We start from the raw sequence: 22,395 nt of genomic DNA, 5'->3' as shown, positions 1-22,395 counted from the left end.
TGTTCACACTACGCAGGCATGCCCGGCAGCGAGCCGACGCCGGCCAGCGTCAAGCCGCCCAGCACCGCGAAGATCAACGCCGACACGCCGTGCACCAGCCGCATCGGCACCTTTCGCGCGACCTTGTCGCCCAGCAGCACCGCCGGCACGTTGGCCAGCATCATGCCCAGCGTGGTGCCGGCCACCACCGCGGCCAGCTCGCTGTAGCGCGCGGCCAGTGCCACCGTGGCGATCTGGGTCTTGTCGCCCATCTCGGCCAGGAAGAACGCGAGCACCGTGGTGCCGAAGACGCCGAAGCGGCCGGCCGCGTGCGGCGCGTCGTCGGCCTTGTCGGGCACCATCATCCAGCCGGCCATCGCCAGGAACGACAGGCCGATGATCCAGCGCAGCCATTGCGGCCCGAGCCAGCCGGCGATGCCGGCCCCCAGCCAGCCAGCGGCCGCATGGTTGGCCAGCGTGGCCACCAGGATGCCGGCCACGATGGGCCAGGGCCGCTTGAAGCGCGCGGCCAGCAGCAGCGCCAGCAACTGCGTCTTGTCGCCCATTTCACCGAGCGCGACGACGCCGGTGGAGATCAGGAATGCTTGCATGAACGTGTCCAGGGGCCGGCGCGAGTCCGATGACCAAAACACCCTCCCGGCCCACGCGAAGGTGCTTGGTCAAAGGTCTGGCCGGGCCCGGTGCGACCGGGCTGCCGCTGCCATGGTGCCCGCATGGCGCAGGCCCCAAGTGTGTTGACAACGGCCACCGCACGAAGACCGCGCGGCGTGGCTACTCCCCCATGACGAAGAGGCCGTGATTCTATCGGGCCACCGATCCGCCGCACCGCGAACAGGGTCACGAACCCGTTGGCCGCGCGCCCGGCGACCGCCTGGTCAAGGTGCATCGAGTGCGGTCGCCGGCGCCAGCCTGAAGCAGTTGCGCCCGGCCCCCTTGGCTTCGTACAGGGCGCGGTCCGACGCCTGCATCAGGGCCTCGCGGTCGGCGCCATGCTCGGGAAACCACGCCACGCCGATGCTCAGCCCCGGCTTCGCGACCACATCGCCGATGGCATAGGGTCGCGCCGCCGACTCGAGCAGGCGGGTGGCCAGGGCGTCGACCTCTTCTGCCGACTGGACATCGGCCGTCAGCAGCACGAATTCATCACCGCCGACACGCGACAGGGTGTCGTACTCGCGGACGCAGGTCTTCAGCCGCGAGCTGACCTCGACCAGGAAACGGTCGCCGGCCGCATGCCCGTGGCTGTCGTTGATCGCCTTGAAGTTGTCGAGGTCGATGGTGAGCAGGTACAGCTTCTGGCCGGCCCGCCTGGCGTGGGCGATCGCGTCGTCGATCTTGGCCTCGAGCAGCACGCGGTTCGGCAGGCCGGTGAGAAAGTCATGCGTCGCCATGTCCTCGGCCCGGTCTTTGGCGGCCTTGAGCTCCAACTCGAGCCGCTTCAGTGGCTCCACGTCGGCCACGTGCACGAAGATGCCGACGACCCGGCCGTCGACCAGGCGCGGGATGTAGGTGGCCAGGCTGTGGCGAGAGCCGTGGCCGTCGGGCCGGGGAATCGCGCGCTCGAAGACCTGCTTCTCGCCCCGGTAAGCCGCTTCGATGAAGGGCAGGTTCTTCTCGTACAGCGGCCCGAGCAGCTCTTTCAGCGTCACGCCCAGCAGTTCTTGTCGCCCGCGGCCGAACCACTGCTGATAGGCCTGGTTCGCGAAGCGGCAGACCTGGTCAGCGTCCCAGTAAGCCACCATCGCATCGAGGTGGTCGACCAGCTCGATGAGCAAGGTGCCGATTGCTTCGGGGCGTTTGGACATCAGGCCGCTCCGTGACGAGGCCTGCGCAACACCGGCCACACATTTTTCAATCACCCAGCGGCGCGCCGCCGCCCCAGCGGCTGCGCCATTCGTCCCACCATTCCTGCTGCATCTTGACGATCGACTGCTGCCACGCGCCGAGGGCCTGCCACTGCATCTGCTGGGCCTGAAGAACGGCGCTCGTCAGGTCGGGCCAGGTGCCGGCGCCCCAGGCTCCCAGCGGCGACGACGCGGCGTTGTCCATGGGCGGGAACGATGGGAACTGTGGGAACAGCGACATGGCAGGCACCTCATCGGTTGGGTTCAAAGGACCACTCTAGTCCCCACCGGGCCGCGATTGTTGACGCGGGTCAATCGGTGGCGCCCGCCGCGGACTACGCTGGCGCTCGCAAGGCCTTGACCAAGGAGGACGCCATGCTGCAAGGAAAAGTGAGCCTCGTCACCGGGGCAGCGTCGGGCATCGGACGCGCCATCGCACTGTCGTACGCCCACGCCGGCGCGAAGGTCGTCGTCTCGGACCTGAGCCCCGAAGGGGGCCGCGAGACGGTGGCCCTGATCGAACGCGACGGGGGCGCCGCCTTCTTCGTGCCGGCCGATGTCAGCCGCCCCGACGACTGCAGGGATCTCGTGGCCCGAACGGTTCGGCATTTCGGCCGCCTGGACGTCGCCTGCAACAACGCAGGCATCGGCGGCGAGATGGCCCCCACCGCCGACTACCCGATCGACGCCTGGCAGCAGGTGATCGGTATCAACCTGTCGGGGGTGTTCTACGGCATGAAATACCAACTCGCCCAGATGATCGCCAACGGCGGCGGCGCGATCGTCAACGTGGCCTCGATCCTGGGCCAGGTGGCGTTTGCCGGGGCGCCGGCCTACACCGCCGCCAAGCACGGCGTGATCGGCCTGACCAAGGCGGCCGCCCTCGACCATGCCGGCCAGCATGTGCGGGTCAACGCGGTGGGCCCGGCCTTCATCCACACCCCGATGATCGAGCGCCTCGAGCACGACGAGGCGGCGAACGCGCAACTGGTCGCCCTGCACCCGATGGGCCGGCTCGGCCAGCCGGACGAGGTGGCCGAGCTGGTGCTGTGGCTCAGCTCGGCCAAGGCCTCGTTCGTGACCGGCGCGTACTACCCGGTGGACGGCGGCTACCTGACCCGCTGAATCGCGCGGCCGGCGCGCGCCAGCGGGTCGAACCCAACACCCGAACGAGACAGGGGGAGACCACGGCATGAGGACCATTCCTGTGCAGGACGACGGCCGGTCCGGCCCCCGGTCGCGCATCGCCGTCGTCGTGATTCACGGCATGGGCGAGCAAGAGCCGATGCAGACACTGCGCGGCTTCGTCAACACCGTGTGGGAACGAGACCGCAGCCTGTTCAAGGGGCTGGAGGGCTCGAAGAACTTCGACCCCTGCCACGCATGGACCGAGCCCGACGACCTGTCGGGCTCGATGGAACTGCGGCGCGTCACGACCCGGGGCACACGAGACCCGGCGAGCCCCGGCTCGGGCGACCTCGGTGTGCGCGCCGACTTCTTCGAGCTGCACTGGGCCGACCTGACCGTCGACACCACCTGGGGCGACTTTCGCCGCTGGTTGACCGGCTTGCTGTGGCGCCGCCCGCGCGAGGTGCCGCCTCGGCTGCGCCTGCTGTGGGTGCTGCTGTGGCTGATCGTGGCCTCGATCTTCGTCAGCGGGCTCGCCTCGCCGCTGCCCAAGTTCCTCGAGACCTTGGGCCTCGATGCGTCATGGCTGAGGGGCCTGTTCAGCTGGCCTTACTGGGCCTGGGTGGCCACCGGCAGCCTGCTCGCGGGTGGCCTGGTGAAGGGCCTGGCGACGGCCTACTTCGGTGACGTGGCCCGTTACGTGAGCGCCGCGCCGCACAACATCAGGGTGCGCAAGGAGGCGCGCGAACGGGGCCTGAAGCTGCTGTCGGAGATCACCAACGCCACGTACCCGAACGACGCGTCGAGCGAGGCCGGCCCGCCGGACTACAAGTACGACCGCATCGTGCTGGTGGGCCACAGCCTTGGCTCGGTGCTGGCACACGACCTGGTGTGGCTGGCCTGGAACGAGCTGTCCAGAGAGTCTTTCGCCGATGGCTCGCCCGTGCACCTGGCCGTGCAGGCGTGCGAGCGGGCGGGCTACGACCTGCTGGTCGCAGCCGGCGCCAAAGAGTCGAGCAGCGGCATCCTCGGCGACCGCCGGCGGGGCTACACGCCCAGGCCCAAGGTCCGCTTGCCGGCATTCGACGACAGGCTCGCGGCCTACCGGCTGGCGCAGCGCAAGCTGCTGCGCGTGCTGGCCCAAGGCCAGGGCCTGAACAAGCGCTGGATCATCTCCGACCTCGTCACCGTCGGCAGCCCGCTGACGCACGCCAGCGTGCTGATCGCCCGCCATGCGCAAGATCTCGAGAACAAGATCAACCTGCGCGAAGTGCTGCATTGCCCACTGCTCGACAACGACGAAGACGAGCGCCGGTACCGCTTCTCTTACCGCGTGGCCGACCGGGCCGGCGAAGGCCCCCCCGCGCTGGCAGATGCACCACGGCTCGGCGATGGGTGCCGTGCGCTGGACCAACATCCACGACGCCAGCGGGCCCTGGTCGTTCCCGTTCGGTGACCTGATCTCGGGCCCACTGTCCTACATCGAGAACTCGCCCAACTTCGGGCCCGGTGTGGTCGATGTCCGGGTCAAGATCAGGCGCGGCGGGCTGCTCGCGCGGGTCGGCCTGGCGCGGCTGTTCACGCACACCCAGTACTGGGACTATTCGCAAAAGCTCGCCGACACTGACTCCGAGCCAGAACACGTGCTGGCCCTGCGCGACGCCGTCAACGTGCTCGACGACGAGGCCGTCGACCGGCGCCTCATGCAGCGCGCCAAGGCCTCGGGGTAGCGGCGTCGGCCCGTTGGCCGGGCCCAGCAGCGGCGGCCCGCTCGGCGCGGCGCCGCCATGCGGGCAGGTCAGGCAGCGCGCCGCGCCACCGCCGCCTTGCGCGCGGGCGCACGCCGCTTCGCCGGCACCTTGGCCGCGCGATGCGACTTGACCACTTCGTCGATGCCTTCGGCCATCCCGCGCACCACCTGTTGGACGGCCTGCGCGGCCAGGCTGCTGATGTCGCGTGCGGTGGCCAGCGCATCACGCGCCGAACTCTTCGCAATCGCCGCGGCGCCCTCGCCAGCCTCGGCCACGCCCTCGGCAATGCCCTCCAGCGCGCTGCGGGCCACCGAGCCGATCTCGGCCCCCACGCGATGGCCCTGCTTGATCGCCACCTTGACGATCTCCGACGCGGCGCGCGACACATTGCCGCGCGCATCGTGCACACCGGCGATCACGCCGCGCGCGGCCCCCTTGATGCTGACGTTCAGCTCGCTGCCGGCCGATTCAGCGGCCTGGATCGCACCGGCCAGCACGTCGCGCACGACGACGGCCAGCTCCCTCGCCGCGCCACCCGCGGCCGCCAGCGCCTCGCCGACCGTGCGCCGCGCCAGCTGCGCGATCTCGGTCTCGATCGTGCGCATCTGCTTGAGCGTGTCGGCCACGCCGTGCTTGATCGCATCGCCGGCATGGCCGAGCGACGGTGCGCGCGCGGTGCGCCGCTTGACCGCCGGTTGTTTGGCTGCGGCCCGCTTGGCGGGCGCCGCCTTGGCCGGGGTCTTGCGTTTGACAGCGGCCTTCTTGCCGCCCTTCGATGCGCTGGAAGTTGCCATGCGATGAATCTCCTGGTGTGGTCGTGGACCGTCGAGGACCGGGGGTCGGCCCCACAGCCCGAAGCTAGCCCGCCCGAGGCGAGGCGAGCTTGATCGAAATCAGCCGCGGGTGCGTGACCACGCGCGGCGCGCGGCGTCATGCGCTACGGCTTCTTGCCGTCGTACGGGCTGCCCGGCAGCGGCTGGCCGCGCTCGGGCGACACCTCGGCATCGACCGGAAAGTAGAAGAACGCCTGGTGGTGATCACCCGGGTGAATCGTGGTGGTGTTGCGTTGCGTCGCGCCGCCCAGGCGCGCCTCGATGTCGTAGCGCCCCAGCGGCAGGTCGATCAGCAGCCACGGGCCGTCCAGCGGCGCATCGAACACCACCCGCTGCTGCGCATCGGTGATCGTGACGCGCACGTCGACCAGAAAGGCCCCCGTCTTCTTCGCCGCGGTGACCACCCACAGGCTGAAGGCGTCGCGCCGGGCGTGCAGGTAGACCTGCTCACTCTCCGAGACCCCACCGGACACGTAGGCATGGCCCTGCGCCGTCTTGCCCTCTTGCACCGCCTGTGCGCTGCCGGCCAGGCACAGGCTGAAGACACCGAGTTGAACCGCCCGGCTGGCGAGCTTTCGCAATGAGGGTTGCATGAAGGCTTCTCCGGAAAGGGATGAGGGCCCTAGTGTCCTGTCCCGCAAATAACTGACATTTGGACGGGCCGAAATGGGGATGAACGCAAGGCGCCGAGCCGGGCAGATACCGGGTGGTATCTGCCCGGCTTGGCAACGCGGCGAGCACCCCATTGCGGCCCGCTGCGCAGCAGTTCGGCCAGATGCCGCCCTCGCGCGGCCGTGCGCCAAGGCCGATACCACCCGGTATCGGCCTCGTCACCCGACGGCACGATCATCAGCATCTGGCCGAATCCAAATGGCAGTTATTTGCGGGACAGGACACTAGACGAAGGCTGGCGCATCGGGCAGCTCGTTGCTGCGCCGGGCACCCGCCGCGCTGGTGGCCAGATGTTGCGCCACCGCGTGCACGCAGGCAACGGCGCCTTGCTCGTAATCACCGTGGCGGAAGGCCAACTCCATGTCGTGGCAGATGGCCTCCCAGCCGCCGGGGCCGACGCTGGTGTCGATGCCACGGTCGGCGACGATCTCGATCCGGCGGTCGGCCAGCAGCACGTAGACGAGCACGCCGTTGTTGCGCGCCGTGTCCCACACCCGCCACTGCGAGAAGACCTCGATCGCCCGTTCACGCGCCGACTGGCCGCGCAGCAACGGCAGCCCGTCGAGCGCGCCTTCGACCACGAAACGGATCTCGCCGTCATGGGTCGCCTCGCCCGCCTTGACCGCCTGCTCGATCGCCGCCAGCGTCTGGGGCGGGAACGCGCGGCGAACCCGCCCGCGCAGTGTGGTCAGGTGGCGCGCGATGCGTGGCAGGTCGAACGCCATCACCACCGCCCCGAGGCGCCACCGCCACCGAAACCACCGCCGCCACCGCGAAGGCCGCCGGCACCCGAGCGGCCTCCCGAGCGGCCGCCCATCCCGCGCCCCATGCCGAGCAGGCCCCAGCCGCCGAACAGGCTGACCAGCAAGGCGATCACGCCGGCGGCGAGCGCAAGCGACCACGCGCCGGCCAGAAGAAACATGCCGAGGCCCACCACGCCGCCGGTGGCCAGCGCGCCGGGCAATCGGCCCAGCATGGCGCGCAGCACGCCGCCGAGCACGATCGCCGCGGCGAAGACCATCGGAAAGTACGACCCGATGTCGCCGGATTCGCCCGCGGCCCGCTGGGGTGGCGCCGGCAAGGGCTCGCCATCGACGACGCGGATCATCCGGTCGACACCGGCCTCGATGCCGCCGGCAAAGTCCTGCTGCTGAAAGCGCGGCACGATGACCTCGCTGATGATGCGATGGGCGGTCGCGTCGTTGAGCGCGCCTTCGAGGCCGTAGCCCACCTCGATGCGCAGCGCACGATCGTCTTTCGCCACCACGAGGATCGCGCCGTCGTCGACTTGGCGCCGGCCGAGCTTCCACTGCTCGGCCACGCGCAACGCAAACTGCTCGATCGGCTCGGGCGCGGTGCTGCGCACGATCAGCACCGCCAACTGGCTGCCCTTGCGCGCCTCGAAGGCCGCCAGCGTCTGCTCGAGCTGCGCCTTCTGCCCATCGTCGAGCACGCCCGCCTGGTCGGTCACATGGCCGGCCAGCGGCGGCACCGGCAGCTCCGGCGCGGCCTGGAGGGCAGCCGCCTGGGCGCGCGCCTGGACCACCCCGGTCAGCGTCGCCTGCTCGACGGCCCCGTGGGCCCGGGTCTGCTCGTCGGCGGCCTGCAGGGTGTTGTAGCCAGCCCCCATCAGGGCCAGCGCCAGGGTCAGGGCCGGCGCCGAACGGCGGGCGACGAGCAGGCGGCGCACGGCACGCTCAAAGCATTCCCGGCGTGCCGTGCGGCAGGAACACCGGCCGCGGATGCGGCACCGGCACGGCCGGCCGCTCGACGCCTTCGCGCGCCATGCCCACGCGCAACGCAACGGCCAGGCCGTGCAGGTCGTTGGCCAGCGCTTCGAGAATGTCGTCGGCCGAGACGAAGCCCGTCAGTTGGCCCTCGTCGTCGGTCACCAGCAGGCGCCGCACGCCGTGGTCGGCCATCACGGCGATCGCCTCGGTCACGCCGGCGCTGCCGCGCACGGCCAGCAGCTTGCGGCTGGCGATCGACGCGACGCTGACGTCGGCCGGCGCCAGGTCGCGCGCCAGCACCTCGATCGCCAGGTCGCGGTCGGTCACGATGCCCACCGCCACCGGCCGCTCGCCGCCGGTGGCCCGCACCACCAGCGCCCCCACGTGCTGCTCACGCATCAGCGTGGCGGCCTGGCGCAGGGTGGCGGTCGCGTCGATCGAGACGATGGGGCGCTTGCAAATCTGGTCGATGTTCATGGCGGTCTCCTGTGTGGGCGACCCGCGGGCCGCCGATGCCTCGCCACTCTAGTGAGCACCCCACCGCCAGCCTTGACAAAGATCAGCCCGGGCCCATCGCTTGACGAAACGCAATGTGCGGCTCGCGCGGCTTCCTAGACTTTGCTGGTGGACTTGCAGAACGCTTCGGTCCACACGGCACAACCGGCGCGAACGGCGCCAGTGGCGCAACGCGCGCCCACCGACCCCACAGGAGCAAGACCATGAGTGCACTGACCCGACTGGAACGTCTGGACGACATGTTTCCCGAGCTCTTCCGCCGCTTCGGGCGGCCCCTGCAATGGAGCGAAGAGACCCCCGGCGAGATCAAGATCGACGTGACCGAGAACGACAAGGACTACCTGGTCCGCGCCGAGATCCCGGGCGCGAAGAAAGACGACATCCGCGTCACCGTCGACCGCAACTTCGTCTCGATCAGCGCAGAGGTGCGCAAGGAGAAGGAAGACAAGTCCGACGGCGGTCGCGTGCTGCTGCGCGAAACCTACTACGGCAGCGCGTCGCGCGGCTTTTCGCTGGCCAGCGAGATCGACGAGAAGGCGGTGGTCGCCAAGCTCGAAGACGGCGTGCTGAAGCTGACGCTGCCCAAGCGCGCCAGCGCCGCCGCGCGGTCGATCGCGATCGAGTGACACCCAAGCGCCGGCCTTTCGTCGACACCCCCATGGCAACCGCAGGGTTCATCCGATGAGCACCACCCACCCGATGAGCCCGGTGGACACCGCCTGGTACCACATGGACGGGCCGGCCAACCCGGCGATCGTGACCGGCGTGGCGATCACCGCGCAGCCGCTGGACTTCGGCCGCGTGCGGCGCGAATTTCAGCGCCGGCTGCTGCGCTTCGACCGCTTCCGCCAGCGCGTGGTCGTGCAGGGCACGGCGCTGGCAACGCCGGTGTGGCAAGACGTGCCCGACCTCGACCTCGATGCCCACCTGCGCCACATCGCCTTGCCGGCGCCGGGCGACGAGGCGACGCTGCGCACCGTCGTCGAGGGCCTGGCCAGCCTGCCGCTCGACCACCGCCTGCCGCTGTGGCAGGCCTACGTGGTCGACAACGTGGGCAGCGGCAGCGCGCTGGTGCTGCGCTACCACCACTGCATCGGCGACGGCACCGCGATGATGGCCGTCGCCGCGCGGCTGTTCGACATGCCGCACCGCGCATTGCGGCCGCCCGCCAGGGCGAGCGTCCCCTCGGCGCCGACGGTGGTCGACGCGGCGCTGCGGCTGGCCGGCGAGGCCGGCGCTGTGCTGTCGGACCTCGTCAAGTGGCCCGACCCCGCCTCGCCGATCAAGGGCGAGTTCGGCATCCGCAAGAGCGTCGCGTGGTCGGCGCCTGTGCCGATCGACACCGTCAAGGCGATCGGCGCACCGACCGGCGCCAAGGTCAACGACGTGCTGGTGGCCGCCGTCAGCGGTGCGTTGCGCAGCTACCTGCGCCACCGCGGGGTGGACCCCACGGACACCACGCTGCGCGCGATGGTGCCGATGGACCTTCGCCCGCTCGACCGCCTGGGCGAGCTCGGCAACGAGTTCGGCCTGGTCATCCTCGACCTGCCGGTGTCAGCGGCCACGCCCGGCGAGCGCCTGGCGCGAACGAAGGCCGGCATGGACGCGCTGAAGGTGTCGGCCGAGGCGCCGGCAATGCAGTTGCTGCTCGACCTGTTCGGCCGCGGGCCGAAGGCGCTGGAGGACATCGCCTGCAGCATCTTCGGCAGCAAGGCCAGCCTCGTGCTGACCAACGTGATCGGCCCGCGCGAGGGCATCCGGCTTGCCGGCGTGCCGGTCGAGCGGCTGATGTTCTGCGTCCCGCACCCGGGCCAGCAGATCGGCATGGGCGCCAGCATCATGAGCTACCAAGGCATGGCCACGCTGACCGTGATCGCCGATGCCCGGCTGGTGCCCGACCCGCAGGCCATCACCCAGGCGTTCAACCGCGAGGTCGCGGCCATGGCCCACCCCGCGCAGCCGCGCGGCGACGCCGCACGCTGACGCGCGCGCCGCCGGGGCCCGCCCGGTGCTCAGGGCACCAGCAGCACCGGCAGATGGCAGCGTGCCAGCACGCCGCTGGCGACCGAACCCAGCAGCACGTTGCCGAAGGCGGTGTGGCCGTGCGTGCCCATCACGATCAGGTCGGGCTTTTCTTCGGCCGCAACGGCAGCGATGGCCTGCACCGCATGGCCGGTGGTGTGCGACACGCGCACGTTCCAGCCGTTTTGCTCGCAGAACTTCTGCACCGGCCCGAGCACGCTGTGCGCCTGCTCGCGGTAGTAGGCGTCCAGCACCCCGTGGTCGAGAAAACGCGCCGCGTAGGTCGGCACCGGCGTCACGGCGGTGAAGACGATGAACTCGTGACCGCCGCCGACCAGTTCGTCGTGCGCGGCGATGTAGCTCAGCATGCGCTTGGTGTAGTCGCTGCCATCGACGGGCAAGAGAATCTTCATGGGGCCTCCGCAGGTACGTGGAGCCTCGATCGTGCGGCGGGCGGCCCCCAGGCTGGTTGACGGATGTCAACCGGCCGGCGCACCACCTGCCTACGATGGGCCGGCGCCGGTGAGCGCATTGGCCTTTCCATGGCCCGAAGGGATCGACATGCGGGATGCGGCGACGGCGACGAAGAACGCGCCAGCCTGGTGGCGCCAAAGCCAGGCGACAGCGCTGCACGCGCTGCGCTCGGGCCTGCAGGGCCTGACCCAGCGCCAAGCCGCCGCACGCCTGCGGCGCCAGGGCCCGAACACCTTGCAGGCCGCCACCGGCCCTGGCACGCTCAAGGCCTTTCTGTCGCGCCTGGCCAACCCGCTGGTGCTGGTGCTGCTGGCCGCCTCGCTGATCTCGGCGTTCACCGGCGATGCGATCAGCTTCGTGGTCATCGCGGCGATGGTGGTCATGAGCATCGTGCTCGACATGGTGCAAGAGCACCGCGCCGGCCGCGCGGTCGAGGCGCTGCGGCATTCGGTGGCGCTGCGTGCGCGGGCCTGGCGCGACGGCCAGGTGGTGGAGCTGCCGGCGCAGGGCCTGGTGGCGGGCGACGTGGTCGAGCTGTCTGCCGGCGACCTGATCGCCGCCGACGGTCGGGTGCTGGCCGCCAACGACTTCTTCGTCAACCAGGCGGCGCTGACCGGCGAGGCCTATCCGGTCGAGAAGCGGCCGCTCGAGCCGGGCAGCGACGAGCGCGACGCCCTGTCATGCGCCCACGCGGTCTTCTCGGGCAGCAGCGTGATCAGCGGCTCGGCGCGCCTGCTGGTGTGCGCCACCGGCCGCCAGACCGAGATCGGCCGCATCGCCCGCACGCTGGCCTCCGAGCCGCCGCCGACGGCGTTCGAGCGCGGCACGCGCCGTTTCGGCCTGATGCTGACCCGCGCCACGCTGGCGCTGGTGCTGTTCGTGCTGCTGATCAACACGCTGTACCAGCGGCCGCTGCTCGAGTCGTTTCTGTTCGCGGTGGCGCTGGCGGTGGGGCTGACGCCCGAGCTGCTGCCGATGATCGTGTCGGTCACGCTGGCCCGCGGCGCGGTGCGCATGGCGCGTGGCCATGTGATCGTCAAGCGGCTCGCCGCCGTGCAAGACCTGGGTGCGATGGATGTGCTGTGCACCGACAAGACCGGCACCCTGACCGAGGCGCAGCTGCGGGTCGAGCGGGTCTTCGACGCCGAGGGCCAGGACGCGCCGCAGGTGGTCGAGCTGGCGTGGCTGAACAGCCATTTCGAGACCGGCCTGAAGTCGCCGCTGGACGACGCGATCCTGGCCCAGCCGGGCCTCGAGGCATCGACCTGGCGCAAGCTCGACGAGGTGCCGTTCGATTTCGAGCGCCGCCGCGTGTCGGTGCTGCTCGAGCGCGACGACCAGCGGCTGCTGATCGCCAAGGGCGCACCCGAGGACATTCTTCGCCTGAGCACCTGGGTCGACACACCGGGTGGCCCGCAGCCGCTGGACGGCGCCACGCGCGAGCGCATCGCCCGCAGCCTGGTCGAGCATGGCGAGCAGGGGCTGCGGCTGCTGGCCGTGGCCACCCGCCGCATCGACAGCAGCTGCGGCGATGTGTCGGCCGCCGACGAGCATGATTTCGCCTTCGCCGGGCTGGTGGCCTTTGCCGACCCGCCCAAGCTGTCGACATCGGCCGCGCTGCGCTCGCTGGCCGAGCACGGCATTGCGGTGAAGATCGTCACCGGCGACAACGAATCGGTCACCCGGCACCTGTGCGCGGTGCTGCAGATCCCGATCGTCGGCGTGCTCACCGGCACCCAGATCGCCGCGATGGACGACGCCAGCCTGCGCGCCGCCGCCGAGCGGGCCAACCTGTTCTGCCGCGTGACGCCCGAGCAGAAGAACCGCATCGTGCTGGCGCTGCAGGCGCGTGGCCACGTGGTGGGTTACCTGGGCGACGGCATCAACGACGCGCCACCGCTGCATTCGGCCGATGTCGGCATCTCGGTCGACGCCGCCGTCGACGTGGCCAAGCAGGCGGCCGACCTGGTGCTGCTGCAGCACGACCTCGGTGTGCTGCGCGACGGCGTGCGCGAGGGCCGACGCACGCTGATCAACGTCAACAAGTACGTGCTGATGGCCACCAGCTCGAACTTCGGCAACATGGTCAGCATGGCCGCGGCGGCGCTGTTCCTGCCCTTCCTGCCGATGCGGCCGGTGCAGATCCTGCTCAACAACTTTCTCTACGACGTGTCGGAGCTGGCGATCCCGACCGACCGCGTCGACGACGCCGACCTGCTGGCGCCGCGCCGCTGGGACACGCCGTTCGTGCACAACTTCATGCTGTGCTTCGGCCCGCTGAGCTCGGCCTTCGACCTGGCCGCGTTCGCGCTGTTGTACTGGGTGCTGCAGACGCCGGCCGAGGTGTTCCAGACCGCGTGGTTCGTCGAATCGATGGCCACGCAGGTGTTCGTCATCTTCGTGATCCGCACCACCCGCGCCTGCTGGCGCGACCGCCCCTCGCCGTGGCTGGCGGCGGCCAGTGTGGCCGCCGTCGGCGTGGCGCTGGCACTGCCTTTTCTGCCGTGGGGCCGCGTGTTCGGCCTGGTGCCGCTGCCGGCCGAGGTGCTTGGGCTGCTGATGGCGCTGACGCTGGGCTACCTGGCGGTGGCCGAGCTGGCCAAGCACGCCTTCTACCGCTGGATCGCCCAGCCGACCGGCAGCCCCGTGACGAGCTAACGCATCAGCACATAGCGCCCCGGCGCATCGTCCAGCGGCACGATGCCCTGCTCCACCGCGCCCATCGCCGGCGGCGTGCGCGGCCGGCCGGAGTGGCGGGCCAGCCAGCCCTGCCATTCGGGCCACCACGAGCCGGCCTTGCGGTCGGCCTGGACCAGGTAGACGTTCGGATCGACGTACTTGCCGTCGGTCTCGCGCACCCGCACGCGGTAGCTGCGGTTCGGGTGGCCGGGCGGGCCGACGACACCGGCGTTGTGGCCACCGGTGGTCAGCGCGAAGGTGATCTCGGCGTCGGTCAGCAGGTGCAGCTTGTAGACCGAGCGCCACGGCGCCACGTGGTCGGTCTCGGTGCCGAGGCAGAACAGCGGCACGTGGATGTCGCCCAGCGCCACCGGCTTGCCGGCCACGCGAAAACGCGCCGCCGCCAGGTCGTTGCGCAGGAACAGCCCGTGCAGGTACTGCGAATGCATGCGGTAGGGCATGCGCGTCGCGTCGGTGTTCCAGGCCATCAGGTCGGTCATCGGCGCGCGCTCGCCCATCAGGTACTCGTGCACCGCGCGCGACCAGATCAGGTCGTTCGAGCGCAAAAGCTGGAAGGCACCGGCCATCTGGCCTTGCGACAGGTAGCCGCGGTCGAACATGATGTCTTCGAGGAAGGTGACCTCGCTGTCGTCGATGAACAGCGCGATCTCGCCCGGCTCGCTGAAATCGGTCTGCGCGGCCAGCAGCGTCATCGTGGCCAGCCGGTCGTCGTTGTCGCGCGCCATCGCGGCGGCGCCGATCGACAGCAGCGTGCCGCCCAGGCAGTAGCCCACCGCGTGCACCTTGCGGTTCGGCACGACTGCGCCGATGGTGTCGAGCGCTTCGAACAGCCCCATGCGCAGGTAGTCGTCCATGCCGTAGTCGCGCTCGGCCTGGCCCGGGTTCTTCCACGACACGCAGAAGACCGTGTGGCCCTGGTCGACCAGGTACTTGATCAACGAGTTCTGCGGCCGCAGGTCGAGCACGTAGTACTTCATGATCCACGCCGGCAGGATGAAGACCGGCTCGGGGTGGACCTTGGGCGTCGTCGGCGTGTACTGGATCAGCTCGACCAGCGCGTTGCGCATCACCACCTTGCCGGGCGTGATCGCCACCTCCTGGCCGACGCGGAAGGCCTCGACGCCGGCCGGCGGGCGGCCCGCGTGCAGGCGGTCCCAGTCGTCGCGCCAGTTCAGGCTGCCCTTGACCAGGTTCTGGCCCAGCGACTCGGCGGTGCGGCGCAGCAGCTCGGGGTTGGTCGGCACGAAGTTGCTCGGCGAGACGATGTCCAGCAGCTGGCGGGTGATGAAGGTCACCACGTCTTCATGGTGGGCCGACACGCCGCGCACCTCGGTGGTCGCGTTGTGCCACCACTGCTGCGTCAGCAGGAACGACTGCGACATCACGTTGAACGGCCAGGTGCGCCAGGCCGGGTGCGAGAAGCGGCGGTCCTGCGGCAGCGGCTCGATGCAAGGCGGTGCGTCGCCCTGCATCGCGTGCGGCAGGTAGGTCGCCATGCGATAGGCCTTGCGCCAGACCTTGTGCACCAGCTCGGCCTGCTTGGCCGGCGACAGCGCCAGGTGCGCGAGCCAGTCGGTGTAGGCCAGCACCAGCGCGGCCGGCGACACGCCCGCGGTGCTGCGCCCGAGCTGCGCATGCAGCCAGCGGTCGAAGCCCTCGGTCGGCTCGCCGGGCGGGATGTCCGGCACGGCAACGTCGTCGGCCAGGGTGGCCGGCTCGGCGCCGCGGTGCGGCACGCCGGGCGCGGCCTCGGGCAGGCTGGCGGGCGGGCGGGCCGGCGCCGCGGGGGCGGCGAGCTCGACCGCGTCGACCCGGTGCTTGCTCATGCGGCCTCCTTGGTCTGGGCGGCGCGCAGCGCTTCGTCCCGCAGCTGGCGCCGCAGCACCTTGCCGATCGCCGTGCGCGGCAGCTCGTTGCGGAACTCGATGCGGCGCGGTCGCTTGTACGGCGTCAGGTTCTGCTCGCAGTGCTGGCGCACCGCCTGCTCGGTCAGCGCCGGGTCGCGCCGCACGACGAACAGCATCACCGCCTCGCCGCTGCGCTCGTCGGGCACGCCGACGGCCGCCGCGTCCTCGATGCCCGGCAGCTGCCGCACCGCGTCGTCGATCTCCTGCGGAAAGGCCTTCATGCCGGAGACGACGATGATGTCCTTCTTGCGGTCGACGAACAGCACGTAGCCGTCCGGCCCCATGCGGCCGATGTCGCCGGTGCGCAGCCAGCCGTCGGGCGTGATCACCTGGGCGGTTTCTTCGGGCCGGTTCCAGTAGCCGCGCATCACCTGCGGGCCACGCACGCCGATCTCGCCGGTTTCGCCGATCGGCATCGGCTTGCCGCTGTCGTCCAGGATCGCGACCTCGGTCGACGAAACCGGCAGGCCCAGCTTGCCGCTGCAACCGTCGGCGTCGACGCGGTTGGCGCAGACGATGGGCGAGGTCTCGGACAGCCCGTAGCCCTCGATCAGCGGCCGGCCCAGGGCCTGCTGCCAGCGCTGCGACACCGCGGGCTGCAGCGCCATGCCACCGGCCACCGCCAGCTTCACCCGGCCGCGGCTGTGCTCGGCCACGGTGTCGAAGCCGGGGGCGTTCATCAGCGCGTTGAACAAGGTGTTGACGCCGGTGATCACGGTGAACGGCGTGCGCTTGAGCACCGCGATGAAGCGCTTCATGTCGCGCGGGTCGGGGATCAACACGTTGTGCCCACCCAGCCGCAGGAACACCAACAGGTTGGCCGTCAACGCGAACACGTGGTACAGCGGCAGCGCGGTGATCACCACCTCTTCGCCGTCCTTGAGCACGCTGCCGGCCCAGGCGATCACCTGCTCGACGTTGGCCACCAGGTTGCCGTGCGTCAGCGTCGCGCCCTTGGGCCGCCCGGTGGTACCGCCGGTGTACTGGATGAAGGCGACATCGTCGGGCCCGACGTCGACATCGGTCAGCGGGTGCTCTTCGCCCAGCCGCAGCGCGGCATCGAACTCCAGCACGCCATCGATGTGGAACGGCGGCACCGCATGCTTGCCACGCCGCACGACGAAGTTCACCAGCCAGCGCTTGGGCGCCGGGAACAGGTCGCCGATCTGCGTGACGACGACATGCCGCAGCGGCGTGCCCTGCATCGCCTGCTCGACGGTGTGGGCGAAGTTCTCGAGCACGACGATGACCACAATGCCGGCGTCCAGCAGCTGGTGGTGCAACTCTGCCGCGGTGTACAGCGGGTTCACGTTGACGACCGTCATGCCCGCGCGCAGAGCCCCGGTCACGGCGATCGGGTGCTGCAGCGTGTTGGGCAGCATCACCGCGACGCGCTCGCCCTTGGCGAGCCCCAGCTGCTGCAGCCAGGCGCCGAAGTGGCGGCTGTGCTGGTCGAACTCGTCGTAGGTCAGCGACACGCCCAGGCTGGTGAACGCCGTCCGGTCGGCAAACCGGGCGCAGCTTCGCTCGACCAGGTGTTTGAGCGACGGCGTCGCGCGCCAGTCCACATCCGCCGGCACGCCGGGCGGGTAGGAGGCGAGCCAGACTCTTTCCGGTGTCGCCGCATCAACAGGCATGTTCATGATGGTGTGCCTCCTGGTTGTCTCATCGGGTCACTCTAGGCCGCCCGGCCGGCAGCGCGTTGCGCCAGCGCAAGCAGCGAGCCTGGTCTGGCCGCCGTGCTATTCGCCCAGGCCTGCCGGCGGCAGGCCGCTCACCTGGTGGCCGACGCGGATGTAGATCACGTAGTAGACGAGCGCCACCAGCACGCTGCCGCCGGCCAGGTTGCCGGCGATGACCGGCACCAGGTTGCGCGCCATGTCGGCAGCGCCGATCGGCGCACCCAGCAGCATCGCGAGCGGGAAGAAATACATGTTGGCGATCGAGTGTTCGAAGCCGGCCGCAACGAACGCGGTGATCGGGAACACGATCGTCAGCACCTTGTCGGTGACGCTGCGTCCGCTGAGCGCCATCCACACCGCCATGCAGACCAGCACGTTGCACAGCACGCCGCGAAAGAACGCTTCGGCCATCGGCAACTGGGCCTTGGCCATCGCGATGCGCACCGCCGCGCGGCCCACCGCACCCTCGTTGAGGCCGGCGTGCCCCGACAGCCAGACCAGCACGGCCAAGCCGGCGGCACCGATGAAGTTGGCGCTGCAGACGACGACCCAGTTGCGCAGCACCTGCCGCGTGCTGACGCAGCCGTCGGCCCAGCCCATCGCGAGCAGGTTGTTGCCGGTGAACAGCTCGGCGCCGGCCACCGTCACCAGCACCAGCCCAAGCGAGAAGCCCAAGCCGCCAAGCAGCCGCGACGCTGCGAAGCCCAGGCCCGCGTCGCTGGCGACCAGCGTGAACATCAGCGCACCGAGCCCGATGAACGCGCCGGCCAGCATGCCCAGCATCGACAGCGACAGCAATGGGATCTGCGCCTTGACGACGCAGAACTCCTTCACCCGCCCGGCGATCTCGCGCGGCGAGTAAGCGTCGAACGCGTTGTCGCGCGGCAAGGGCGCCCCGCGTTCAGCGCGGGCGAGACCCGGCCCGCTCGAATGCCGACTGGCAGGCCGCGCAACGCAGCGCCGCCGGCTCGACCAGCAGGCGCTGCAAGGCGATCGGCTCGCCGCAGTCCGCACAGTCGCCGTAGGTGCCGGCGTCCAGGCGCTCCATCGCGCTGCGCACCTGCTGCAACTCTTCGAAATCGCGGCGCTCTTCAGCGTCGAGCACCTCGTCTTGCGTGCGGCGGTCGGCCTCGTCCTTCTTGTCGAGCACCTCGTGCTCGGTGCCTGGCCGGCGCGCCAGTTCGTCGGCGTGGACTTCGCTTTCCAGATCGTGCAGCCGGTAGGTCAGCAGGTCGCGCAGCTTGGTCAGGTGGGTCTGGGTGTCGACGTTCATGGTGGGCTGCCCCTGTTGGCCGTGTTGATCGGCCCATTCTTCTGCCGGCAGGCCCGGGGTGGATTGATCCTCGTCAACCGGGGCGGCGCGGCCCCACGCCGCCCAGGCCCAGCCGGCGCAGCAGGCGGTGGAAGTTGCTGCGGTCCATGCCGGCTTCGTGCGCCGCACGGCTGAGGTGCCCGGCGTGGCGCGCCAGCGCGTCGGTGACCCAGCGCCGCTGGAAGTCGTCGGTTGCCTCGCGCAGCGTCTGGCCGTCGCGGCTGGTCGCCGCCGCTGGGGCGGTGGGGATGAACGGCTCGGGCGCGCCATGGGCCGACGCTGGCAACTCGAGCGCCGGCAAGGCGGCTGCCAGACCGAGATGGCGCGGCTCGATCGCCACCCAGCGCACGCTGCGGCCTTGCTCGTTGAAGGCCCGCAGGGCGGCGCGGCTGAGCACATGCTCGAGCTCACGCACATTGCCCGGCCAGCCGTGGGCGACCAGCGCGGCCTTGGCCGCCGGCGTCAGCCGCAGGTTGCGCGCGCCGAGCCGGTGCTGGTTCTCTTCGAGAAAGCCGCCGGCCAGCGTCAACACGTCGCGGCCACGCTCGCGCAACGGCGGCACGACCAGCGGGTACACCGCGAGGCGGTGGTAGAGGTCGGCACGAAAACGCCCTTGTGCAATCGCCGAACGCAGATCGCGGTTGGTGGCCGCGACGATGCGCACGTCGACCCGCCGCACCCGGTCGCTGCCCGGGCGCTGGATCTCGCCGCTTTGCAGCACACGCAGCAACTTGGCCTGGATCGCCAGCGGCAACTCGCCAACCTCGTCGAGGAACAGCGTGCCGCCGTCGGCCAGCTCGAACTTGCCGGCCCGGTCTTGCACCGCGCCGGTGAAGGCGCCCTTCTTGTGGCCGAACAGTTCGCTGTCGGCCAGCGTTTCGGGCAAGGCCGCGCAGTTGACCTGGACCAGCGGCTGCTCGCGGCGCAGCGAGCGCGCATGCAGGCGCTGCGCGACCAGGTCCTTGCCGACGCCGGTCTCGCCCAGCACCAGCACCGTCAGGTCGGACGGGGCCACGGTATCGATCTCGCGCTTCAGCGCCTGCATCGCAGCGCTGGTGCCCAGCAGCTCGCGCGCCGTGGCCTGCGCCGACTGTTGCCACGCCTGGGCCACCGCGTGCTCACGCACCGCGCGCGCTTCCATCGCGCGAATGGTCTCGATCGCCTCGATACCGGACTCGACCAGCCGCACCAGCGCCTCGGTCTGCGCCGGGCGAATGCCGTCGAACGCATGGGGTTGCAGCGCGTCGAGCGTCAGCAAACCCCACAGGCGACCGCCGACCCGCAGCGGCGCGCCCATGCAGTCATGCACCGCGAAGATCGCGGGCTGGCCGGCGATGAGGCCGTCATAGGGGTCGGGCAGGCCGCAATCGGGCGCGAAACGCAGGCCGGCCGGGCTGTCGAGCAGGCGGGCCAGCCGCGGGTGCGCCGACACCGGAAAGCGCCGCCCCAGGGCCTCGTCGCTGAGGCCGTCGACGGCCACCGGCGTCAGCACGCCCGCATCGAGCCGCAACAGCGCGACCGCGTCGCAACGGGTGAGGTCTTTCGCGGCGGCCAACAGCCGCTGGTAGTGCCCGGCCTCGGTCAACGGCGGGAGCGACCGGGACGTGGTGTTGTCGACAACAGGTGTGGTCTCGATGACATCGAACATGGCTGGTCAATTGGACAACAGCGAGGCTTTTCCTCGCAGCGACAAGGACTTGGCGCCTGGCATGGTTCGTGAGTGGTTGCAGGCATTCGCAACCACCCCACCCACCCCATGTTTTCGACCCAGACGATCTCGCTCATCCAAGCCACGGTGCCCGTGCTGCAACTGCAAGGCGAGGCCATCACGCAGCACTTCTACCGCCTGATGTTCGAGCACCACCCCGAGGTCAAGGGCTTCTTCAACGAGGCCCACCAGGCCAGCGGCACGCAGGCCCGCGCGTTGGCCGGTGCGGTGCTGGCCTATGCCGCCCACATCGACCGGCTCGACGAGATCGCCGGCGCGCTGCCGCGCATCATCCAGAAGCACGCGGCCCTGGGCGTGCTGCCCGAGCACTACCCGATCGTCGGCCGCTGCCTGCTGCAGGCGATCAAAGAGGTGCTCGGCGACGCCGCCACCGACGAGATCATCGCGGCCTGGGGCGAGGCCTACCAGGCACTGGCCGACCTGTTGATCGCGGCCGAAGAGCAGGTCTACGCCGACAACGCCGCGCGCGACGGCGGCTGGCGTGGTGAACGCGTGTTCCGCATTGCCCGCCGCGTGGCCGAAAGCGAGCTGATCACGTCGTTCTACCTCGAGCCCGTCGACCAGGGGCCGCTGCTGGCCTTTGCGCCTGGCCAGTACCTGACGCTGCTGCTGAGCATCGACGGCCAGCCGCTGCGCCGCAACTATTCGTTGTCCGACGCACCGGGCAAGCCCTGGTACCGGATCAGCGTCAAGCGCGAGGCCAACGGCCGCGTGTCCAACTGGCTGCACGACCATGCCACGGTTGGCACCGAGCTGCGCGTGCTGCCGCCCTGCGGCGACTTCGTGCTGGCACCGACCGCCGACACGCAGCGCCCGCTGCTGCTGGTGACCGGCGGCGTCGGCATCACGCCGGCGATCAGCATGCTCGAAGCCGCGGCGCCCACCGGCCGGCCGATCCGCTTCATCCATGCGGCGCGCCACGGTGGCCTGCACGCCTTCCGCCACCGCGTCGACGAGCTGGCCGCGGCGCACGCCAACGTCGAGGTGCTCTACATCTACGACCAGCCGCGGCCCGGCGACACGCCGCACGCGACCGGCGTGGTCACCACCGACCTGCTGGCCGACCACCTGCCGGCCGACCGCGACGTCGACCTGTACTTCCTCGGCCCCAAGCCGTTCATGCAGTCGGTCTACGGCAGCGGCCTGGCGCTGGGCGTGGCGCCGGACCGCCTGCGCTACGAGTTCTTCGGGCCGTTGGAGGATCTGAAGGCCGCGGCCTGATCGGCCCCTTCACACCTCGGCCGGGTCACAGGCGCCCCCAGGCCGCGGCACCACTGCCGCGGCCGCGGCGCGTTCATCGCGCGTTCACCGAACTGCTCGTTTGCCGCTGGAAAGCGCTGTCACCGACATGCGAGAAACGTCCGCTTTCAAATACCAGAGACGAACCAATAGAAGACCTCTTGCACACCAATAAAACGGTTTCCACAATCGCGGCGCCAATCAACAGGAAGGAGCTTTCCCATGAACCTGTCCCGCATCGCCTTGCTGGGCCTGGCCGCCGCGCTGCCGTTGTCGGCCGCTGCCCACGGCTACATCAGCGCCCCCGAATCCCGCGGCTACCAGTGCAAGCTGGGCGTCAACACCAACTGCGGCGCCATCCAATGGGAGCCGCAAAGCCTGGAAGCCCCGTCGGGCTGGCCGGCCAGCGGCCCGGCCGACCAGCACATCGCCAGCGCCGGCCACGACTCGTTCGCCGAACTGGACGTGCAGACCAAGGCCCGCTGGGCCAAGCGCAAGATCAAAGCCGGCACCAACACCTTCACCTGGAACTTCACCGCCAACCACGTGACGCGCAACTGGCGCTACTACATCACCAAGGCGGGCTGGAACCCGGCCCAGAAGCTGACCCGCGCGTCGTTCGAGAGCACGCCCTTCTGCACCGTTGACGGTGGCATGAAGCAGCCGCCGATGACGGTGACCCACACCTGTACCGTGCCGGCGCGCAAGGGCTACCAGATCATCCTGGGCGTCTGGGAGATCGGTGACACGGCGAACAGCTTCTACAACGTCGTCGACGTGAAGTTCCCGACGACCACCGAAGCGGCCACCGAGTAACGGCCCAGTGGGTGTGAGCCCGGGGCCGGCACGATGGGCC

At 70.2% G+C, this 22,395-nt stretch carries 22 protein-coding genes and 1 riboswitch; of the genes, 8 read left to right on the top strand and 14 right to left on the bottom strand.

Going from position 1 to position 22,395, the window contains the following annotated elements; translation table 11 throughout:
- Positions 1-8: 8 nt before the first annotated feature.
- The 3 genes from ACE3SG_RS01955 to ACE3SG_RS01945 form a co-directional block, all read right to left on the bottom strand.
- Entirely contained in the window at positions 9-590 is a 582-nt protein-coding gene (locus ACE3SG_RS01955; protein WP_374562251.1) for a TMEM165/GDT1 family protein, read from the bottom strand.
- Positions 591-602: 12 nt separating this feature from the next.
- A riboswitch (yybP-ykoY riboswitch) is annotated at positions 603-792 on the bottom strand.
- Positions 793-875: 83 nt separating this feature from the next.
- On the bottom strand, positions 876-1,805 hold the full coding sequence (locus tag ACE3SG_RS01950; protein ID WP_374562250.1) for a diguanylate cyclase domain-containing protein: 930 nt from the start codon (positions 1,803-1,805) through the stop codon (positions 876-878).
- A gap of 46 nt (positions 1,806-1,851) precedes the next feature.
- The gene (locus ACE3SG_RS01945) at positions 1,852-2,085 is read right to left on the bottom strand and encodes a hypothetical protein (RefSeq protein ID WP_374562249.1); all 234 of its coding nucleotides are present in this window, start codon (positions 2,083-2,085) and stop codon (positions 1,852-1,854) included.
- A gap of 134 nt (positions 2,086-2,219) precedes the next feature.
- On the opposite strand from ACE3SG_RS01945, the gene ACE3SG_RS01940 reads away from it, so the two are divergent.
- The 3 genes from ACE3SG_RS01940 (at position 2,220) to ACE3SG_RS01930 (ending at position 4,702) form a co-directional block, all read left to right on the top strand.
- Positions 2,220-2,969 carry a glucose 1-dehydrogenase gene (locus ACE3SG_RS01940; RefSeq protein ID WP_374562248.1) on the top strand — a complete coding sequence of 250 codons (750 nt, stop codon included), beginning with the start codon at positions 2,220-2,222 and terminating at the stop codon, positions 2,967-2,969.
- Between the two features lie 67 nt (positions 2,970-3,036).
- Positions 3,037-4,428: a hypothetical protein gene (locus tag ACE3SG_RS01935; RefSeq protein ID WP_374562247.1), complete on the top strand. Its 1,392-nt coding sequence runs from the start codon at positions 3,037-3,039 to the stop codon at positions 4,426-4,428.
- The gene (locus ACE3SG_RS01930) at positions 4,373-4,702 is read left to right on the top strand and encodes a hypothetical protein (RefSeq protein WP_374562245.1); all 330 of its coding nucleotides are present in this window, start codon (positions 4,373-4,375) and stop codon (positions 4,700-4,702) included. The genes ACE3SG_RS01935 and ACE3SG_RS01930 overlap by 56 nt, the downstream gene beginning before the upstream one ends.
- A 68-nt stretch (positions 4,703-4,770) precedes the next feature.
- Here ACE3SG_RS01930 and ACE3SG_RS01925 read toward each other — a convergent pair whose 3' ends face one another.
- The 5 genes from ACE3SG_RS01925 to ACE3SG_RS01905 all read right to left on the bottom strand — a co-directional run bounded on the left by ACE3SG_RS01925 (position 4,771) and on the right by ACE3SG_RS01905 (position 8,435).
- Positions 4,771-5,517, bottom strand: coding sequence for a hypothetical protein (locus tag ACE3SG_RS01925; protein ID WP_374562244.1), 747 nt, complete (start codon positions 5,515-5,517; stop codon positions 4,771-4,773).
- A gap of 143 nt (positions 5,518-5,660) precedes the next feature.
- Entirely contained in the window at positions 5,661-6,149 is a 489-nt protein-coding gene (locus ACE3SG_RS01920; RefSeq protein ID WP_374562243.1) for a hypothetical protein, read from the bottom strand.
- Between the two features lie 303 nt (positions 6,150-6,452).
- Entirely contained in the window at positions 6,453-6,953 is a 501-nt protein-coding gene (locus tag ACE3SG_RS01915; RefSeq protein WP_374562242.1) for a TPM domain-containing protein, read from the bottom strand.
- Entirely contained in the window at positions 6,953-7,918 is a 966-nt protein-coding gene (locus tag ACE3SG_RS01910) for a YgcG family protein (RefSeq protein WP_374562241.1), read from the bottom strand. Before ACE3SG_RS01910 ends, ACE3SG_RS01915 begins: the two co-directional genes overlap by 1 nt.
- Positions 7,919-7,925: 7 nt before the next feature.
- Positions 7,926-8,435 (bottom strand): CBS domain-containing protein, encoded by a 510-nt coding sequence (locus tag ACE3SG_RS01905; protein WP_374562240.1) that lies wholly within the window; start codon positions 8,433-8,435, stop codon positions 7,926-7,928.
- 242 nt (positions 8,436-8,677) lie between these two features.
- Here ACE3SG_RS01905 and ACE3SG_RS01900 point away from each other — a divergent pair, with 242 nt between their 5' ends.
- Together ACE3SG_RS01900 and ACE3SG_RS01895 are read left to right on the top strand one after the other, a co-directional pair.
- A complete protein-coding gene (locus ACE3SG_RS01900) occupies positions 8,678-9,100 on the top strand; it encodes an Hsp20/alpha crystallin family protein (protein WP_374562239.1) in 423 nt (140 codons plus the stop codon).
- Between the two features lie 55 nt (positions 9,101-9,155).
- Entirely contained in the window at positions 9,156-10,457 is a 1,302-nt protein-coding gene (locus ACE3SG_RS01895) for a wax ester/triacylglycerol synthase family O-acyltransferase (RefSeq protein ID WP_374562238.1), read from the top strand.
- 29 nt (positions 10,458-10,486) lie between these two features.
- Here the strand turns inward: ACE3SG_RS01895 and ACE3SG_RS01890 are convergent, their stop codons facing one another.
- Positions 10,487-10,909 (bottom strand): universal stress protein, encoded by a 423-nt coding sequence (locus ACE3SG_RS01890; protein ID WP_374562237.1) that lies wholly within the window; start codon positions 10,907-10,909, stop codon positions 10,487-10,489.
- A gap of 148 nt (positions 10,910-11,057) precedes the next feature.
- Between ACE3SG_RS01890 and mgtA the strand changes: the two genes are divergently transcribed.
- Positions 11,058-13,628: a magnesium-translocating P-type ATPase gene (gene mgtA / locus ACE3SG_RS01885; protein WP_374562236.1), complete on the top strand. Its 2,571-nt coding sequence runs from the start codon at positions 11,058-11,060 to the stop codon at positions 13,626-13,628.
- On the opposite strand, the gene ACE3SG_RS01880 is transcribed toward mgtA, so the two are convergent.
- From ACE3SG_RS01880 to norR, 5 genes are all read right to left on the bottom strand, one after another.
- Positions 13,625-15,496, bottom strand: coding sequence for a PHA/PHB synthase family protein (locus ACE3SG_RS01880; RefSeq protein WP_374562235.1), 1,872 nt, complete (start codon positions 15,494-15,496; stop codon positions 13,625-13,627). The genes mgtA and ACE3SG_RS01880 overlap by 4 nt on opposite strands.
- On the bottom strand, positions 15,493-17,220 hold the full coding sequence (locus ACE3SG_RS01875) for an AMP-binding protein (RefSeq protein WP_374562234.1): 1,728 nt from the start codon (positions 17,218-17,220) through the stop codon (positions 15,493-15,495). Before ACE3SG_RS01875 ends, ACE3SG_RS01880 begins: the two co-directional genes overlap by 4 nt.
- A 99-nt stretch (positions 17,221-17,319) precedes the next feature.
- A complete protein-coding gene (locus tag ACE3SG_RS01870) occupies positions 17,320-18,147 on the bottom strand; it encodes a formate/nitrite transporter family protein (protein WP_374562233.1) in 828 nt (275 codons plus the stop codon).
- 13 nt (positions 18,148-18,160) lie between these two features.
- Entirely contained in the window at positions 18,161-18,532 is a 372-nt protein-coding gene (locus ACE3SG_RS01865) for a TraR/DksA family transcriptional regulator (RefSeq protein ID WP_374562232.1), read from the bottom strand.
- Between the two features lie 73 nt (positions 18,533-18,605).
- The gene (gene norR, locus ACE3SG_RS01860; protein ID WP_374562231.1) at positions 18,606-20,219 is read right to left on the bottom strand and encodes a nitric oxide reductase transcriptional regulator NorR; all 1,614 of its coding nucleotides are present in this window, start codon (positions 20,217-20,219) and stop codon (positions 18,606-18,608) included.
- A gap of 108 nt (positions 20,220-20,327) precedes the next feature.
- Here norR and hmpA point away from each other — a divergent pair, with 108 nt between their 5' ends.
- Together hmpA and ACE3SG_RS01850 are read left to right on the top strand one after the other, a co-directional pair.
- Positions 20,328-21,521, top strand: coding sequence for an NO-inducible flavohemoprotein (hmpA, locus tag ACE3SG_RS01855; RefSeq protein WP_374562229.1), 1,194 nt, complete (start codon positions 20,328-20,330; stop codon positions 21,519-21,521).
- Positions 21,522-21,761: 240 nt separating this feature from the next.
- Positions 21,762-22,355 carry a lytic polysaccharide monooxygenase gene (locus tag ACE3SG_RS01850; RefSeq protein WP_374562227.1) on the top strand — a complete coding sequence of 198 codons (594 nt, stop codon included), beginning with the start codon at positions 21,762-21,764 and terminating at the stop codon, positions 22,353-22,355.
- Positions 22,356-22,395 lie beyond the last annotated feature (40 nt).

The organism is Ideonella sp. (assembly GCF_041914305.1).
In the GTDB taxonomy this organism is placed as follows: Bacteria; Pseudomonadota; Gammaproteobacteria; order Burkholderiales; family Burkholderiaceae_C; genus Ideonella.
The sequence above is the reverse complement of the archived record's forward strand: the minus strand, read 5'-3'. Positions and strand labels throughout refer to the sequence as shown.